General features: G+C 71.2%; 18 protein-coding genes and 1 pseudogene. 13 read left to right on the top strand and 6 right to left on the bottom strand.

Features of this window, described 5'->3' with window-relative positions:
- Nucleotides 1-6: 6 nt before the first annotated feature.
- Both AB0N16_RS23255 and AB0N16_RS23250 read right to left on the bottom strand, forming a co-directional pair.
- Complete coding sequence (locus AB0N16_RS23255) at nucleotides 7-306, bottom strand: DUF397 domain-containing protein (protein ID WP_365799585.1); 300 nt, start codon at nucleotides 304-306, stop codon at nucleotides 7-9.
- Nucleotides 303-1,160: a helix-turn-helix transcriptional regulator gene (locus AB0N16_RS23250; RefSeq protein WP_365799583.1), complete on the bottom strand. Its 858-nt coding sequence runs from the start codon at nucleotides 1,158-1,160 to the stop codon at nucleotides 303-305. The genes AB0N16_RS23255 and AB0N16_RS23250 overlap by 4 nt, the downstream gene beginning before the upstream one ends.
- A gap of 191 nt (nucleotides 1,161-1,351) precedes the next feature.
- Between AB0N16_RS23250 and AB0N16_RS23245 the strand changes: the two genes are divergently transcribed.
- The 6 genes from AB0N16_RS23245 to AB0N16_RS23220 all read left to right on the top strand — a co-directional run bounded on the left by AB0N16_RS23245 (nucleotide 1,352) and on the right by AB0N16_RS23220 (nucleotide 5,262).
- A complete protein-coding gene (locus AB0N16_RS23245) occupies nucleotides 1,352-1,726 on the top strand; it encodes an ATP-binding protein (protein WP_365799993.1) in 375 nt (124 codons plus the stop codon).
- 256 nt (nucleotides 1,727-1,982) lie between these two features.
- Complete coding sequence (locus tag AB0N16_RS23240; RefSeq protein ID WP_365799581.1) at nucleotides 1,983-2,882, top strand: helix-turn-helix domain-containing protein; 900 nt, start codon at nucleotides 1,983-1,985, stop codon at nucleotides 2,880-2,882.
- 153 nt (nucleotides 2,883-3,035) lie between these two features.
- A complete protein-coding gene (locus AB0N16_RS23235; protein WP_365799579.1) occupies nucleotides 3,036-3,545 on the top strand; it encodes a hypothetical protein in 510 nt (169 codons plus the stop codon).
- Entirely contained in the window at nucleotides 3,542-4,474 is a 933-nt protein-coding gene (locus tag AB0N16_RS23230; RefSeq protein ID WP_365799577.1) for a hypothetical protein, read from the top strand. Before AB0N16_RS23235 ends, AB0N16_RS23230 begins: the two co-directional genes overlap by 4 nt.
- Before the next feature lie 21 nt (nucleotides 4,475-4,495).
- Nucleotides 4,496-4,630, top strand: a complete 135-nt coding sequence (locus tag AB0N16_RS23225) for a hypothetical protein (protein ID WP_365799575.1) — start codon at nucleotides 4,496-4,498, stop codon at nucleotides 4,628-4,630.
- A gap of 74 nt (nucleotides 4,631-4,704) precedes the next feature.
- Nucleotides 4,705-5,262: a Uma2 family endonuclease gene (locus AB0N16_RS23220; protein ID WP_365799991.1), complete on the top strand. Its 558-nt coding sequence runs from the start codon at nucleotides 4,705-4,707 to the stop codon at nucleotides 5,260-5,262.
- 115 nt (nucleotides 5,263-5,377) lie between these two features.
- On the opposite strand, the gene AB0N16_RS23215 is transcribed toward AB0N16_RS23220, so the two are convergent.
- Entirely contained in the window at nucleotides 5,378-5,965 is a 588-nt protein-coding gene (locus AB0N16_RS23215) for a winged helix-turn-helix domain-containing protein (protein ID WP_365799573.1), read from the bottom strand.
- Between the two features lie 116 nt (nucleotides 5,966-6,081).
- Here AB0N16_RS23215 and AB0N16_RS23210 point away from each other — a divergent pair, with 116 nt between their 5' ends.
- Together AB0N16_RS23210 and AB0N16_RS23205 are read left to right on the top strand one after the other, a co-directional pair.
- The gene (locus tag AB0N16_RS23210) at nucleotides 6,082-7,029 is read left to right on the top strand and encodes a DUF2218 domain-containing protein (RefSeq protein WP_365799571.1); all 948 of its coding nucleotides are present in this window, start codon (nucleotides 6,082-6,084) and stop codon (nucleotides 7,027-7,029) included.
- Between the two features lie 125 nt (nucleotides 7,030-7,154).
- Nucleotides 7,155-7,679: a GNAT family N-acetyltransferase gene (locus AB0N16_RS23205; RefSeq protein WP_365799569.1), complete on the top strand. Its 525-nt coding sequence runs from the start codon at nucleotides 7,155-7,157 to the stop codon at nucleotides 7,677-7,679.
- Here the strand turns inward: AB0N16_RS23205 and AB0N16_RS23200 are convergent.
- Nucleotides 7,676-9,094 carry a M1 family metallopeptidase gene (locus AB0N16_RS23200; RefSeq protein WP_365799567.1) on the bottom strand — a complete coding sequence of 473 codons (1,419 nt, stop codon included), beginning with the start codon at nucleotides 9,092-9,094 and terminating at the stop codon, nucleotides 7,676-7,678. The two genes, AB0N16_RS23205 and AB0N16_RS23200, sit on opposite strands and share 4 nt — an antisense overlap.
- Before the next feature lie 37 nt (nucleotides 9,095-9,131).
- Here AB0N16_RS23200 and AB0N16_RS23195 point away from each other — a divergent pair, with 37 nt between their 5' ends.
- The 3 genes from AB0N16_RS23195 (at nucleotide 9,132) to AB0N16_RS23185 (ending at nucleotide 13,262) form a co-directional block, all read left to right on the top strand.
- Nucleotides 9,132-9,632, top strand: a complete 501-nt coding sequence (locus tag AB0N16_RS23195; protein WP_365799989.1) for a hypothetical protein — start codon at nucleotides 9,132-9,134, stop codon at nucleotides 9,630-9,632.
- Between the two features lie 214 nt (nucleotides 9,633-9,846).
- Nucleotides 9,847-12,147, top strand: coding sequence for a hypothetical protein (locus AB0N16_RS23190; protein ID WP_365799565.1), 2,301 nt, complete (start codon nucleotides 9,847-9,849; stop codon nucleotides 12,145-12,147).
- A gap of 5 nt (nucleotides 12,148-12,152) precedes the next feature.
- Nucleotides 12,153-13,262, top strand: coding sequence for a hypothetical protein (locus AB0N16_RS23185; protein ID WP_365799563.1), 1,110 nt, complete (start codon nucleotides 12,153-12,155; stop codon nucleotides 13,260-13,262).
- Between the two features lie 15 nt (nucleotides 13,263-13,277).
- On the opposite strand, the gene AB0N16_RS23180 is transcribed toward AB0N16_RS23185, so the two are convergent.
- Both AB0N16_RS23180 and AB0N16_RS23175 read right to left on the bottom strand, forming a co-directional pair.
- Nucleotides 13,278-13,964, bottom strand: a complete 687-nt coding sequence (locus AB0N16_RS23180; RefSeq protein ID WP_365799561.1) for a pentapeptide repeat-containing protein — start codon at nucleotides 13,962-13,964, stop codon at nucleotides 13,278-13,280.
- 59 nt (nucleotides 13,965-14,023) lie between these two features.
- Nucleotides 14,024-14,344 (bottom strand): annotated as a pseudogene (locus tag AB0N16_RS23175) (aminoglycoside phosphotransferase family protein); the annotation flags it as partial.
- A 34-nt stretch (nucleotides 14,345-14,378) separates the two neighbouring features.
- Here AB0N16_RS23175 and AB0N16_RS23170 point away from each other — a divergent pair.
- Both AB0N16_RS23170 and AB0N16_RS23165 read left to right on the top strand, forming a co-directional pair.
- Entirely contained in the window at nucleotides 14,379-15,035 is a 657-nt protein-coding gene (locus AB0N16_RS23170) for a rhomboid-like protein (RefSeq protein ID WP_365799559.1), read from the top strand.
- A 9-nt stretch (nucleotides 15,036-15,044) separates the two neighbouring features.
- Nucleotides 15,045-16,451 (top strand): FAD-binding oxidoreductase, encoded by a 1,407-nt coding sequence (locus AB0N16_RS23165; protein WP_365799557.1) that lies wholly within the window; start codon nucleotides 15,045-15,047, stop codon nucleotides 16,449-16,451.
- Nucleotides 16,452-16,471: the final 20 nt, after the last annotated feature.

Genomic DNA, 16,471 nt, shown 5'->3' with positions numbered 1-16,471 from the left:
TTCCGCTCACTTCACGGGCGCGGACGCGTACGACACGAAGGCCGCCCAGGCGGAGGGGGCGAGGGCGAGCCGGGGGCCGGGGGTGGTGGGCGTGTGCGTGTACGCGTACTTGGAGTCGCGGATGTGGATGGCGGTGGGGGTGGGGGCTATTTCGAGGCAGCTGTCGCCATCGGGACCGTCGCTGTAGCTGCTCTTGAACCAGGCGAGGGCGACTTCGAGGCAGGACTCACCGTCATTGCCGCTGCTGTAGCTGCTCTTGAACCACGCCAGTTCGGAGGCGTCCCCGGAGGGGGCCTTGCGAGTCATGTTTCTCCCAGCAGTTGCTTGATGAGGGCCAGCGACTCCCCTGGTGAGAGAGCCTGCGCCCGGATGGTGCCATACCGCAGCTCAAGGACGCGGAGCTGTTTCGGGTCCGATGTCGGACGGCCGTTGAAGGCACCGCCGGAGCGTCCAACCGCCGTACCATCCGGGAACTTCAGCAGCTCGATTGTGCCGTCGAGACCGGAGTGGACCTCGGAGTTCAACGGCATCACCTGAAGCATGACGTTGTGCAGCCGAGCCACCTCCAACAGATGTTCTAGCTGCCGTCGCCACACCATTGTGCCTCCGATGGGACGGCGCAGTGCCGCCTCTTCCAGCACGAAGTGGATGGACGGAGCGGGGTCGCGCTCGAAAACCGACTGCCGGGCCAGACGGGCCGTCACCATGCGCTCTACGTCATCCGGCGAGTAGGGCGGCTGGGCCGCCGAGATGACGGCTCGCGCGTGTTCGGGTGTCTGCAAGAGCCCGTTGACGCTGTTGCCCTCATACACCCCGATCTCCACCGCCTGCCCCTCCAACTTGGCCAGCTCCCGCACCTTCTTCGGATACCGGACCCTCTTCACGTCCTCCCAGGTCGCCGAGATCAAACCACCCGCGCCCAGGACCTCGTCGGCCCGGTTCAGGTACTCCTGACGGGGAATCCGCTTCCCGCCCTCCACCTTGTAGACCATGTCCTCCCCGTAGCCGACCGCCTCCCCGAACTCGGCGGCGCGCATCCCCGCCGCCTCCCGCCGCAGCTTCAGCTGACGCCCAACGGTGGCGACGACCGCCACGCCCCAGTCGTCGTCCGGGTCGACCTCCCAGCCCGGCTCGGTCACCTCGCCGCCGTCCACGCTCATCCCACACCCCTTTGTGCCGTACGCCCGTACCCGCGACCGCCCCTACCCGTACGACCGCACCCGACAGCCAGGACAGCACTGGACAAGCACCGGACAGTCACCGTACGCAAGGGCTTCGTCACTGTTCACGGTATGCATGCCCGGCCACGCTGAGTGACGTGAACGATGAAATCTTCACCCCCGTCCGCAACATGAGCCTGCGGCTCTCGTCCACGCCGCGGGGCGCCCGCCTGGCCCGTCTGCTGGCCGCCGAGCAACTGCGTGCCTGGGGGCTGCCGTTGGATCCGGCGAGGCAGATCGTGGCCGAGCTGGCGGCGAACGCGGCGACGCACGGGCGGGTGCCGGGACGCGACTTCGGCCTCACGCTCTACGTCGTGGGGGACACCCTGCGGATCGAGGTCACGGACACCCGGGGTGACCGCACACCGCACACCCGACCCCCCTCATCGGACGCCGAGTCGGGCCGAGGTCTCGTCCTCGTGGAGGCGCTCGCCGACAAGTGGGGCGTGGCACCCGGGCTGTCGCCGCGCAAGACGGTGTGGGCCGAGATCGGTGTGTCGCCGTAGCCCGGAAACGCGGGCTTCGGTCCCGAGGGACGTCACCACCTAAGGAACGACGGGGAGAAAGAACTCCCGCCAAGCCCCACCCCTCCCGCCCGTCGCGCAGAGTCACTCCCGCGAGTGAATATGCCCAACTCGGCTGGATTTGAGGAGGGTTGCGTGTCCTACGCTCAGCGCAACAACCGCAGAAAAACTTCGGCCCTCGCCGGGACGGGCAATCCCAGTGCGAGGGCCTGACCACCTAGGAAGACGACCCTTCCCGATGGATACGAAAAACCCTAGCGCGCCCTCGTGCGCCGAGTCCCGTGTTGGCGCCAAGAAGCACCCGAACCGGGGGTCCGGCGGCCTCATGCACGACAACTCCCGCCACACCTCCCACTTCGTGGTGATCGGCAACCACCTGGCCCAGCACCCCACCCTCTCGGCGCTCGCGATCGGCTTCGGCGTGCACATCCAGTCGCTTCCCAAGGGCGCCCGGGTGGACATCAAGAGCCTGGCGGCCCGCTTCCCGGAGGGCAGGGACCGTATCGCCGCCGCGCTGAACGAGCTGGAGGCCGAGGGCTATCTGCGGCGCGAACGCGAGCGGATCGCCGACGGCCGGATCATCACCCGCACGGTCTCCTGCAACCAGCCCGGCCACAGCAGTCGCGCCCGCCAGACCGAAGCGTCGGTACGACCGAAGACACCGCAGAAGCCCGCCCGCAAAGCCCTCCCACCCGTGCCGCGCCCGGCCTGCCCCTCCCCCGCGCTGCTCCACACCGCCCTCGACATCCTCACCGGCCTCCGCCGCCGCGACCCCCGCCTCCTCCTCTCCGCCACCGACGCCGAACACCTCGCCCCGGGCGTCGCCGCCTGGCTGGAGCGCGACATCGCCCCCACAGCCGTACGCCACGCCCTCACCGACAACCTGCCGGCGGAACCCCTGATCCGCCCGGCCGCCTTCCTGGCCCACCGCCTGGCCGCACAGCTTCCGCCCCCGCCCCCGTTCCGGCCTCCGACCGCACCGGCCGCGCAGCCCAGACACCCGTTCCAGACCTGCGACGGCTGCGAGCGCCCCTTCCGTGCCCCCGCACCCGGCCGCTGCCGCGACTGCCGATCCGATCTCCCGGAGGCCGCCCAGCAAGCACCCCGCCACATGCCTCGGCAACATGTACGCCGGTAGGGCGATTTCCCGGAATCCGCCGCATTTCCATAGCGGACCAGGCAGGATGAACCACTATTTCGCCAGAATGGACCTCTTGTGCTGCCCTCATTCACCGCGAACGGATTTCTCCCTCTGGGTCGGTACTCCATCTCCTTCGACGAGGCGGAGTCCATGCTGGTCAGCGCCCCCGAGTTCGAGGACTCCACGACACGCACAGAACTGTGGGGCGGTCTGCACGACTACCTCGACCCGTTCCTCACACTGGAGGACACCTACACCGATGCCCTCGGCGGCACCCCTCTTATCCACAGCCTGTGGCTGGGTGGCAGCTACGTCAGCACCAAAGTCGATCCCGCGAACATCGATGTGACCCTCCTGGTCGATACACGTGCTAAGTGCGCCATACGAGGGAAGCCGGGCTCCAAGTGGCTGACCACCGCTTTCCAGAGCAGGGCCAGGATGCGGGAGAAGTTCGGCGTCTCGCCGCTTCGCATCGGGTACCAGCCCGTTGCCCGCATTTTCGAGCCGGAACGCTTCACACCGGACGAACGGACATACTTCACACAACGAGGTGCGTGGGATGACTGGTGGCAGCGCCGCAGGCTGCCGGGCACGAACGACCGCTCGCCATCCGAGGAAAGTGCCACCCCGGCACGCGGCTATCTGGAGGTGCGACTGTGACCGGCGACAGCTGGCGTGAGCGCAGGCGCGCGCTCCTTGGAGGCGACCAGGCCGCGTCCCAACGCGCTGCCCGTCTCCTGGACGCATTGGGCACCGAGGAACGGGACGACGAGGAGATCGAGGCGGAACACCGGGCGAGCCGACTGGCGGCAGCACGTGAGTACGCACCGGACGCTCTGCTCGAAGAGGAACTCCAACTGCGGCTGACCGGGCCGGACGCAGACGGCGGTGCTCTCCGCTTCCAGTGGGGCGATGCACTTCTCGAACCCGTGGAGCACCTGGTCTCCGTTGCCGCAGGTACGCCGGTACAGCTGGAACTCACGGGCATCTCGGCAGGCAGCACCGTCGTACACGCCCGGCCCATCACCACACCCGTCGAGTCCGCCCGAACCGACGCCCTCGACGCGCCCCCCACATCCGCTGCCTCCACCGGCCTCGGCACCCTCACCATGCTGCTCGACGCTCTTGAGTCGGAACGCGATATCCGCGAGTGGGCGAAGCTCTTCGACGCGGTTGAAACGGTATCCCGAGCCCTGAGCAGGTACGCACTGGACCTGGGCGTGACCTGGTACGGGGCTGACGGGAGCCTGCGCCGTGCCCGCCTGACCGAGCAGGGCAGGAGCTACGTGAAACGGTTGCGGGAGACCAGGGATCGCGACCAGGAGATCACCATCTCCGGTCGCATCACCGAGCTACGGGAAAGCGGCCTGGTGAAGGTCAAGACGGGTACAGCCAAGAACGCACCCGCATACGACGTCCGCTTCGAGGAACCTGACGAACTGCTGCGCATGCGTCCCGGTCTCGGCGACAACGTCCACTTCCGGGTCCGGTTCCGGCAGCAGCTGGACTCCATGGGTATCGCGCGGTCCACCGAGTACACCTATTTGGGACCAGCCGCGGAACAGCCCTCACTTCCGCTTGAGCCCTGATCAGAGCGTCCGGAAGGCACGATGAACGCCGAGGTCGGCCCCGTGGGCAAGGTGATCCTCCGCCCCGAACAGACCCCTGAGCCCTGCGCTCGGCTCTCGCCGTCGTGGCGCCGGGCCGCGATCATCGAAGAGGCGCTCAGGGCAGTGCGCGCGTGAGCTGGAAATGGGAATACGCCTCCGGGGCCGTCTCGGCTTCTGACCGTGAACGTCGCCTCCGCGTCTACCGAGCCATGCGAGACGTCGTCGAGGCCACGGAGGACGCCCTCCCCGGGAAGTTCGAGATCACCCGGGAAGGGATCGTTCACGACCTGCTCTCACCCAACGGCCCTCACGAGCTGACGAGGGCTCGTCTCCGGAAGCGGCTGGAGGATGTCCTGCCGCAAGCGATGGTGGCGCACACGGGCAAACCGGATGTCGCGGACGAGGCCCAAGGCATCATGCGTCGCCCTGACGTAATGGTGATCGCCGAGGCGGACATGGAGGTCGGTGAGGCCTTCGATCCCCTTACGATCCGCGCAGCTGTCGAGGTCGTCTCCCGCTCCAACCCCGACAACGACTGGATCGGCAAGGTCCGCGACTACCCCCTGATCGGCATCCCCGTCTACGCGGTCTTCGATCCCCGCACCGGCACCGGCGCAGTCCTCACCGACATCCACCCCACCCCTGAAGGCCCCCGTTACGCCACCCGCAAGGACTTCGTCTACGGCGAGGACGTCACCATCGGCGACTGGACCGTCTCGACCGATAACCTGCCGCGCTATAAGGACGGGACTGGCGAGCAGCACTGAGCGGTTGCGCCTGTGACCGGCGACAGTCGACGTGAGCTCAGGCGCGCGCTCCTTGGAGGCGCTGAGGGCGGAATGACCTGCCCGATGTCTCGTTCGTGCAGGCAGCCGCGTGCGGTCAGTGCTCGTCGTCCGGCGGCAGGCTGGGCACGTCGGCGCGGAAGAGGCTGACCAGCAACCCGTACGGCTCGCCATGTGCCGGGTCCGTGGGATGCGGCTCGGCGGCCATCGCGTGTAGCCGGAGCTCGAGGGCGCGCGCTTCGGCTTCGGTGAGCCAGAGGTGGCGCAGCGTGGTGTGCGAGGCCTGACCGGGCCCGTCCGGCAGCATCTCGCCGAGCGCGGCGTTGATGAGGAACTCCGGGCCGGCCGCCGCGTCCTGGTGCAACTTGAAGCTCTTGCTGACCAGCGCGAAGTACTGCTCGGTGCCGCCGCGCACCTGGCGGGTCTCGGCGAGCCTGACCAGTCCGGCCTCGCGAAGCACCCGCACGTGGTAGCCGATGGTCCCCTTGCTCATCCCCAGCGCGTCGGCGAGCTGGCGCAGCGTCGCGGGGCGCTGGCGGAACGCGTTGACCATGCGGTGGCGCACGGGATGCCCGAGGGCCTTGAACTGCTCGGCCGAGCTCAGCACGAGGTGGCCCTCCTCGCCGTGGAGGCCCTGTTCCCGGTCGGCGGCGGTCCCGCGCGGTGGTGGCTGGTGTTCTGCCATGGCGAAAGTGTCCACGAATCTAAACGCTTTTGACAACCTCGCCGTGTCCGCACAGAATCCCCTCTCGAGAAAGTGGCGAGGAATCTCGTCGCTTAGCCGGGAACCCAAGGAGTCCGATGCCCCTCGCCACGGCCCGTATCGCCACCACCCGCCCCGCCCGCTACCTCAAGCAGCTCGTCTCGCACATGGGCCACAAGGCCACCACCGCTCTCACCCCCGACGGACGCGGCACGATCACGGTCGCCTCCGGGACCTGCACCCTCACGACCACCCCGGACCGGCTGGAGCTGACCGCCGCCGCGGCCGACGCCGAGTCGCTGGCCCGGGTACAGGACGTGATCTCCCGTCACCTGGTGCGGTTCGCCGCCCAGGAGGAGCTCGCCGTCGAGTGGACCGCCCCCATCGACGGCGGCGAGCTGGAGCCCATCGCCCCCGCCGTCGACGCGTACCTGCTCAGCCACCACACACCGGCCGACGACGTCCTCGGGGAGCTGGCCGTCGCCACCCGCGAGGCCACCGCCGATGCCGCGCACATGCAGGTCTCCTCCGACGAGGGCGCGCTGCTCACCATGCTGACCCGGCTGACCACCGCCCGTTTCGCGGTCGAGGTCGGCGTCTTCACCGGCTACTCGACCCTCTGTATCGCCCGCGGCCTGGCCGACGGCGGCCGGCTGCTCGCTTGCGACGTCAGCGAGGAGTGGACCTCGATCGGCCGGCCGTACTGGGAGCGCGCGGGCGTCGCCGACCGGATCGACCTGCGTATCGCCCCCGCACTGGAGACGCTGCGCGCGCTGGACGCCGAGCCGGTCATCGACATCGCGTTCATCGACGCCGACAAGGACCACTACCCGGCGTACTACGAGGAGATCGTGCGCCGGCTGCGCCCCGGCGGGCTGGTGGTGCTGGACAACGTCTTCCTCGGCGGCCGCGTCCTCGACCCCGCGTACCAGCGCGAGGACCACCTGGCGGTGCGGCGGCTGAACGACCTGATCGCGATCGACGAGCGGGTGGACTCGGTGATGCTGCCGGTACGCGACGGGGTGACCATCGCCCGACGCCGCTGACACGCGACCCGCACACGACTGCCCGGCCTCACGGGGTGAACTCCCGGACGAACGGCCGCACCTGAGCCGGGGCATGTGTCTCCGATGTCCGGCTGAGGCCCGGACCGGCCGGATAGGTTGCCGACATGATCCTCGCCCCGCTCCCCCTCACCCCCGACCACGACATCCCGGGCCCGCTCCTCACCGAGCTGACCGCGCTGTACGCCTCCGATCGGGAGTTCCAGGCGCTCAGCGGTGACTTTCCGGATCCGGACGACATCCGGCCGGAGCAGGTGGCCGGCGCGCTGGCCGAGGAACTGGCGAACCCGGATGTGGAGGTGCTGCTGGCACGAGCCGAGGGGCGGCTGGTCGGGATGGCCGTCACGCTGGCCCGGCACCCCGACCCCGCCGACCCGGATCCGTGGATCGGGCTGCTGATGGTGGACGCGGCGGCACGGGCGCGGGGGTACGGGCGGCGGATCGCCGAGGGCGTCGAGGAGAGGTTCCGGGCGGCGGGGCGGGACGCCCTACGGCTCGCCGTGCTGGAGAACAACCCGAAGGGGCTCGCCTTCTGGACGGCCCTCGGATACGAGGTGATCGGTCACCGTCCGGACCGGCAGCTCGGGCGTCCGTGTGCGGTGCTGCGCAAGGAGCTGGGCCCGGGTTCCTAGGGCCGGGACGGCTTGCCGTCGCCGTACAGCCAGTTCTTCCAGATCGCGCCGAAGTCCTTGCCGGGGGCCTTCTTCTCGACGTACGCGGTGAACTCGGCCGTGTCCGCGTTGCCGTGGCGGTGGGTGGCGGCCCAGCCCTGGATGATGTCGTAGAACGTGTCGTCGCCGACGGTCTGGCGGATCTTCTGGAGGACCATCGCGCCCCGGTCGTACACCGGTCGCTCCGAGATGTACGCGGCGCTCGGCGGCTTCGCGGGCGGGAACCCCCAGAGGGTGGCGTCGTCCGTGGGGGTGGCGTAGGTCTTGTCGAAGGTCTGCTGGGCGCTCGGCCCGCCGTGGTCCTCGGCCCAGAGCCACTCGGCGTAGGTCGCGAAGCCCTCGTTGAGCCACATGTCCCGCCAGGTCCTCGGGGTGACGGAGTCGCCGTACCACTGGTGGGCGAGTTCGTGGACGAGGGTCTCGGTGTCCGGGGCGCCGGGGAAGACGGGCCGGGTCTGGGTCTCCAGGGCGTACCCGGCGTCGGCCGGGCGGTCGACGATCGCGCCGGTGGAGGAGAAGGGGTAGGGGCCGAAGTTGTAGGACTCCCATTCCATGATCTCGGGGAGCTTCGCCAGTACCGCCCGGCTCGCCTTCACCTGCGTCGGGTCGACGGCGATGTACACCGGCAGGCCGTCGGAGAGGGTGGAGCGGGTCACCGTGTAGTGGCCCACGGCGACCGTGGCGACGTAGCTCGCCATCGGCTCGGCGCTGTGCCAGACGAAGGTCGTACGGCCGTTCCTCGTCGTCTCGCTCTTCAGCTCTCCGTTGGAGACGGCCTGGAGGCCCTTCGGGACGGTGACCGTGATGTCGTACGACGCCTTGTCGGAGGGGTGGTGGTTGCCGGGGAACCAGGCCATGGCGCCGACCGGCTCACCGAGGCCGAGCGCGCCGTCCGCGGTGCGCAGCCAGCCCTCCTTGGAGCCGTCGGGGTCGGTGATCGTCTCCGGGCGGCCCGAGTAGCGCACGGTCGTGGCGAAGGTCTCGCCCTTGTCCAGGTCGTCGTGCGGGCGGACGGTCAGCTCCTGGCCGGCCCGGTTCCAGCGGGCCTCCTTGCCCTCGACGGTGACCTTGTCGACGTGCAGGCCCCGGAGGTCGAGGTCGAAGGCGGACAGGTCCTGGCCGGCCCGGGCGGTGATCACGGCGGTGCCGGTGAGGCGGCGGGTGCCGGGGTCGTAGCCGAGGTCCAGGGCGTAGTGGCTCACGTCGTAGCCGCCGTTGCCCGCCTTCGGGAAGTACGGGTCGTGGACGCCCGCGCCGCCCGGGGTGCCGTGCACCCCGCCGTCGCACGCGGCCAGCACGAGGCAGAGCAGAACGGACGGGAGGACGGACGGGAGGACGGACGGGAGGACGGACGGCACGAGCACGGATCGGGGCACGCACGTGATCGTAGGACGCCATGACACCATCGACGACGTGCTCGACATCGGCTACGCCCTCTCCAACCGGTTCCCGGACCCGCCCCAGACCGACTACCGGCGGGTGGACGTCCACGCGCTGCGCCACGACCTGTTCTGCGGGGACGTCTACCTCGCGGACACCAAGGCGGACCGGGAGCTGTCCACAGCCTGGGGATGGGTGCCGGTGCTCGACTTCGCGTGGGCGCTGTGCGACATCGTGGAACGGATCGACCGCGACCCGGCGGGGTCCCGGGCCGCCCGCCCCCAGCACGCGGAGCTCGACTTCACCGAGTCCACCGACCGCATGCTCTTCGAGCGCCGCTTCGGCTGGGTGGACGTCGAGGCGGACTGGATGCCGGCCGAGGAGCCTCCGCTCACCTTCTCCCACGCAGAACTGCGCCGGGAGGCACGGGACTTCCTGCACGATCTGATCGCCGACCTGACCGACATGCACGAGGGCCTGGCCGACAACCCGGCGATCTGGACGCTCCAGGCCCGTTTCCCGAGGGTGTCGTAGCCCTCCCGCCCCGCCCTCCCGGGCGCCCTCGCGCGCCCCGCCCTCCCGGACGCCCTCCCGCCCCGCCTTTCCGGGCGCCTTCCGGGCGCCTTCCGGGCGGTTGAACGACCCCCGGATGTACGGGAGTTGACCGCCCGCCCAGGCGGGAGTGACAAGTGAGGCGGGTGTCCCCGGAAGGCGTTCCGCCTGACCCGGCCGCCTTTACGTTGACTCCGTGCGGACGCAGCGACAGGCAGGCGACAGCGGAAAGGACGCCTCTTCCGAGGCCGCCCGGGCACCGGGCACCGCCAAGCCCATCGGCTCCACCGTGCCCATAGGCTCCACCGTGCCCGTCGGGCCCACGGAACACGCTCTGCTCGCCCTCATGGGGACCGCCGGGAACGCGGCCACCACGCAGGCGCTTCAGGACGCCAAGGGGAAGGGCGTCTTACGGCCGTCGGCGGTACGCAGCCGGCCGGTGGCGCCCGTGGCCCCCATCGAGGAGGAACGCACCGCGCCGGGACTCGTGCTGCCGCCGTACCTGATGGACTTCCAGGCCGCCGGGCTGTCCACGGCGTACGGGCTGACCGGGCACGAGTTCGTACGGAACGCGGTGGCCGCCGTCGTCGGGCACGGCGACGGCGCGGTCGCCGACATCGGCGCCGAGCTGGCCGGACGCCCCGAGTCGTTCTACGGGCAGGGCCGCGCCTTCGCCGTCCAGGGCAAGACCGGCAAGGAGTGGTTCGACGTCACCGTCACCGTCTCCCGCGCCCCCGACGACCGGCCGCCGGTCTTCCATCCCAGCGACCTGCTCGCGAACACCGTGCCGGACCCGGACGGAGCGCCGCTCGCCGCGGTGGACGAGGCCGAGGGCAAGGACACCAAGGTCGACGTCCAGCACAACACCGCCGCCACCGTCGCGACCACCGCGAGCGGCGGGACGAGCAAGGGCCTGGGCGGCATGGCCTTCGGGCTCGCGCCCGTCGTACCGGGGCTGTGGCTGGGCGGCGCCGGCCTGGCGAACGCGCAGCCCTGGCAGTCCTCCCGGGAGTCCCGCAGCCAGCGCAACGTGGCCGAACCGCGGGTGCTGCGCAGCGAGAAGGGCTCGGTCGAGGCACCGCGCAAGGTGCGGTACGGCGTACGGATCAAGAAGCAGGGCGCCCAGCACGCGGCGCGGCCCGCGCAGACCTTCCACGGCTCGGGGACCCTCACCCAGCGCGTGCCCACCGAACACCTCGTCCCGGCGGGCACCGCGGCGCCCGCCGCTCCGCAGCCCCTCCAGGCGGACACCGCCCGGGGCGTCTCGCTCGCCGACTCCATGGCCCCGGTCGCGGTGACCGTCAGCGCGGCCCCGCACCAGGGCGGCGGCGGGCTCTTCGACGCGGTCGCCGCCGTCCTGCACCCCTCTCTCACCGCACCCGGCGCACCCGGCCGCGCCCGGCTCTACGAGGCGACCTCCACGGCGACCGTCCTGGAGGACATGCCCCGGCTGCTGCGCGACGGCGTCACCGGCGAGGACCTGGCGTCCAAGGACGGCAGCAGCGTGGGCAGCTACCGCCTGCGTGCCGAGATCACCGGCCTGGCGCCCGCCTGGGGCACCGGCGGGACCCAGCTGCGCACCCATCAGCAGACCCAGCACACGGTCACCGAGAGCGCGGGCAAGGGGCGTGCCGTCACCGGCGGCCTGGGCCCGGCCATCGGTGTCGGAGCGGCCGGCAACGCCGCCGTCGTGCGGGCCACGGCCATGCCGGTCGCGGCGGCCCGCAAGGCGCGGTTCACGGTGGCCGAGCAGACCGTGTCGAGCCGTCAGGGCGCGGAGGTGCGCGGCGACAAGGTGCTCTACCTGGCGAGCGTCCAGTTCACCGCGGAGGGCACGGGACCGCGCTCGGCCGAGATGATCCTTCGCCCCGGGACCCGGGTCGCCCGGCACGCGATGCGGGTGTGGATGAGCCTGCGGGCCGACGAGGCGCGGTCCCTCGGGCTGCCGCTGCCGCCCGGCACCGAGGCCGGGGAGTTCGTCGAGAAGCCCAGGCGGACCGACGAGAACGGCCACGAGGTCGACGTCGAGCGGCACCTCCCCTTCGGCGCCATGGGCTCCAGCGTCACCCTCAGCCAGCTCGACACCGGCCCCATGGTCCGGGCCGTACAGGAGCTGTTCGCGACCGACCCCCGGCTGACCGGCTATCTGCCCTCCTTCGGTACGGATGCGGTGGCTTCGGCGCCGAGCAAGGAGGAGGCCGCGCTCCAGCGGCGCAACCACCGCGAGCTGATGGCCGCCCTGTCCGAGACCAACCTGCGGGTCAACAAGGACCAGCTGACCACGACCGGCATCCGGGTGCGGCTGCGCCGCAAGACCACCCTGCACGCGCACGACGTGCAGCTCCGCGTCCGAGGGCAGCTCCGCGAGACCGGTTACCTCGGCGACACCGACGACTGGCTGGTGCGCAGCCACTCCGGTGTCACCGGCAACGCCCAGAGCGGGCGGAGGGGATCTTCGCCGGCTCCGGCAAACCGGACGGCGGCGCCGGGCAGCTGAAGAGCATGGGCGGGGCGGCGGGACTCGGCATCGGCTCCGGCGGCTCGCGGCGCTCCGGCGCGGTCGGCCGCGGCCAGCTCGGCATGAAGACGGTCGCGGAGGCGAAGACCGCGAAGTCGACGAAGATGCGGGTGCCGATCGAGGCGACCCTCGAACTGCACCGCGGCGACCGCCGGCTGGCGCTGGTCTCCCTGGGCCGCCAGGCGCTGACCCACCGCGTGCCGGAGAAGGACCTGGCCGCCCTCGGCCGGCTGCCGGCGCCGCGCCGGCAGCCGGTGGCGCCCGCTCCCGGTCCGCAGGACGACCGCCCGGCCGCGCTGGGCGGCTGGCGCTCCGCGGGTGTGCGGCTGCCGATGGAGGCACAGGTGAACGGTTTCCAGGGAGCCCCGCAGGTACGGGAGCTGGTCAGCAACGCGGTCCGGGAGGCGGGCGGCGGCGACCGCTTCCGGACCAGGGGCCAGGCCGCCGCGTACACCCTGACCGAGGCCGTCTCCACCGAGTGGCTGATCGCGGCGCTGCCGCTGCTGACCTCCGCCGGGGCGGAGCTGCCGCCGGTGCACGCCACGGGAGCTGCGGGCCAGGACCTGCGGGCGTCCCTGCACGCGCGGCTGCGGGACGGGCGGGTGCTGGGCGTCGGCGACAAGATGACCTTCGAGACGGTGGGTCAGAGCCACCTGGACGCGCCCCGGCCCACCCAGACGGACGGTCAGAGCGCCGCCGGGCACGGCGGGTCGGCGCGCGGCCTGGCGGGCGCGGGGCTGCTCAACGCCGACGAGTTCCGCCTCAACCAGCTGATCGGCAACGCCGGTGGCAGCGGCGGCGCGGCCGACGCGGCGGTGAACGCGTCAGGTTCGATGCCGCTGCACAAGCCCAAGTCCGCATTGGTCCTGGTGCAGTTCACGCTGGACGTACGGGTGGTGGCGAGGGTGGGCAACCGGCTGCGCCCCGGCCGTACCGGCACCGCCGTACGGGAGCTGACCCTGCCCCGGCCGGTGGTGATCCGGATGCCGGAACCGGTGGTCCGACGCATGCTGGCCGCCCAGCAGGACCGCCTCCAGGACCCGGACGACCACCTGGGCCTGCGGAAGACGGCCGCGGCCACGCCCCCGGACTGAGCACCGCGGCCGGGCTCACCCCTCCACGCGGATCCCCAGCTGCACGGCCAGCACCGGTGCCAGGTCCAGCAGTTGGGACATGCTGATCACCGCCCCGGCCAGTCGCTCCACCCCTCTGCCGATCTCCAGGGACGCGGCGCCCCGCAGATCGACGTCCTTCATCGTCACCCCGGTGAAGTCGGCCTCCTTCAGGGTGCAGTCGATGAACTCCACCCGCTCCAGGACGGCGTCGCCGAAGTCCGGTTCCACCAGGACGCAGCCCTCGAAGACCACGTCTCTGAGCTTGGCCGTGCGCAGGTTGAGGTAGTCGATCTTGCCGCCGCGGATCACCACGCGCTCCAGCACGGAACCGTGCAACTGGGTGCCGCCCAGGCGGGCGTCGACCAGCTCGACGTCGCGCAGGGTCGCGTCGGAGAGGTCGGTGCCGACGCCTCTCGCCCCGGTGACGACGGTGTCCAGCAGCCGGGCGTGGCGCAGTCCCGTCTCGTCGAAGGCGCAGCCCGTCAGCGCGCAGTCCATGAACCGGGCGCCCGCGCCGTCCTGCCCGACGAAGTCCGCCTCCCGGAACTCCAGCCCGTCGTAGTCCCCGTCCGGCTCCAGCCCGCCGCCGCTCCAGGGTTCCAGCTCGGGCAGCCGCACCTCCGGCCGCCGCGCGCCCTTCACCCTGCCTGCGCCGGTCCCGCCGGCCGCTGTCCTCGCCATGCCCCCATCTTGCAGCCCGCCACTGACAACGGAAGGCGGGGCCGACCCGGCCTTGACCGGAGCCGTTCGAGCAGCAGGGTGCCGGTCTCGTCGTCGGCGTCGAGGAGCCGGACGGCCCCGTCCCCGCCCCAGGCCCGCAGCGCGACCGGTTCTCCGACGGTCTCCTCGTCGACGTCCTGGAGCTTGAGCACCGCCCGCGAGCCGTCACCGACCCGCAGCACCGGCAGGACCAGCGCACAGCGGCCGCACATCGAGGGCCCGTCGAGCCGCAGCCCCCACTCGTCCAGGAACCGCTCGGCCCGTCCGGGCAGTGCGGCGACGAAGGTGCGGTCCGCCGTGCCTTCGTGCCGGGCGATCAGCTCATCCGGAATGTCAATCACCCACCCGACGTTACGGCCGTGCATAAATCACCTCATGCGAATTTTCCGGGGCCTCGGCGGCAGGGTGTGGGCGTATGTCCGCAGTGCCCCCGGCACGTACGTCTGGCTGGCGATTCTCTTCGTGACGACCGTCGCGCTGCACCACATGTCACCCGAGTTCGAGCAGCAGTTCCTGCGGCAGCGGTCCACCAACATCCGTGAGCTGTCGGACAACCCGGTGCGGGTGCTGGTCGCCAGTGCGATGTGGATCGAGGGCGGCCACTGGGTGCCGTACGCCTTCCTGTACACCGTCTTCCACGCGCCGGCGGAACGCTGGCTCGGTACCGGGCGCTGGCTGGCGGTGTGTGCGGCCGCGCACGTGCTGGCCACCCTGATCAGCGAGGGTGCGCTGCTGAAGGGGATCCATGACGGCATCGCCCCGTACACCGCGGTCAACACCCTGGACATCGGGGTCAGTTACGCACTGGCCGGGGTAATGGCGGTGCTCGCGTACCGGATCGCGACGCCCTGGCGGTACGCGTACGTCGCGGTCGTCCTGCTCGTCTACGGGCTGCCGCTGACCGAGTCGCCCACCTTCACCGACCTCGGACATTTCGTCGCCACGCTGATCGGTCTCGCCTGCTATCCGCTGGTCAGAGGCCGCGGAAAAGCATGGAATCCGAAGGAGACACTGGCCGCCCTCAAGGGTTAACGTCCGGCCATGAGCAGCTCGGCAAGCAGTGTCGTCAACGGCGGCATCTCCTTCTGGTACGCGGACGACGGCCTCCCGGCGGTGCGGGAGCCGCTCGACGGGGACGCCACCGCGGACGTCGTGATCGTCGGCGGCGGGTACACCGGCCTGTGGACCGCGTACTACCTGAAGAAGGCCGCCCCCTTCCTCCGGATCACGGTCCTGGAGCAGAAGTTCTGCGGCTACGGCGCCTCCGGCCGCAACGGCGGCTGGCTCTACAACGGCATCGCCGGCCGCGACCGGTACGCCGCGCTGCACGGCCACGAGGCCGCCGTACGCCTGCAGAAGGCCATGAACGAGACGGTCGACGAGGTCGTCTCGGTCGCGGAGGCGGAGGGCATCGACGCCGATCTGCACAAGGGCGGGGTGCTCGAGGTGGCCACCACCCCGGCCCAGCTGGCCCGCCTGAAGGCCTTCCACGAGCACGAGCTGTCGTACGGCGAGAAGGACCGCGAGCTGTACGGCGCCGGGGCGACCCGGGAGCGGATCCGGATCGCCGACGCGGTCGGCTCGACCTGGACCCCGCACGGCGCCCGGCTGCACCCCGTGAAGCTGGTGAAGGGCCTGGTCGCGGCCGTGGCGGACCTGGGGGTGCGGATCCACGAGTCGACCCCGGTGACCGAGATCCGGCCCAGGCACGCCGTCACCCCGTACGGCACGGTCCGTGCCTCCTACGTCCTGCGCTGCACCGAGGGCTTCACCGCGAACCTCAAGGGCCAGAAGCGCACCTGGCTGCCGATGAACTCCTCGATGATCGCCACCGAGCCGCTGACCGGGGAACAGTGGGAGTCGGTGGGCTGGGCGGGCCTGGAGACCCTCGGGGACATGGCGCACGCCTACATGTACGCCCAGCGCACGGCCGACGGGCGGATCGCGCTCGGCGGGCGCGGGGTGCCGTACCGGTTCGGGTCCCGGACGGACAACGACGGGCGGACACAGCAGGCGACGATCGAGGCATTGCGCGAGATTCTCGTGCGGTTCTTCCCGAGCCTGGCGGGGGTGGGGATCGAGCACGCCTGGTCCGGGGTGCTCGGGGTGCCGCGGGACTGGTGCGCGACCGTCACCCTGGACCGTGCGACGGGGCTCGGCTGGGCGGGCGGGTACGTCGGCTCCGGTGTCGCCACCACCAACCTCGCCGCCCGGACCCTGCGGGACCTGGTGCAGCTCGACTCCGGGCAGGGCGGGCGCACCGGGCTGACCGAGCTGCCGTGGGTGAACCACAAGGTCCGCAAGTGGGAGCCGGAGCCGTTCCGCTGGCTGGGCGTCCAGGGCATGTACGCCACCTACCGCGCCGCCGACCAGCGCGAACGGCTCCACCCGAGCGCCGAGTCGTCCCGGCTGGCGCGGGTCGCGGACCGGGTGGCGGGACGGCACTGACACACCGCGGGCGCGGGCGC

The organism is Streptomyces sp. NPDC051105 (genome assembly GCF_040682795.1).
Classification (GTDB): domain Bacteria; phylum Actinomycetota; class Actinomycetes; order Streptomycetales; family Streptomycetaceae; genus Streptomyces.
This window is presented reverse-complemented; position numbering and strand designations above follow the sequence as displayed.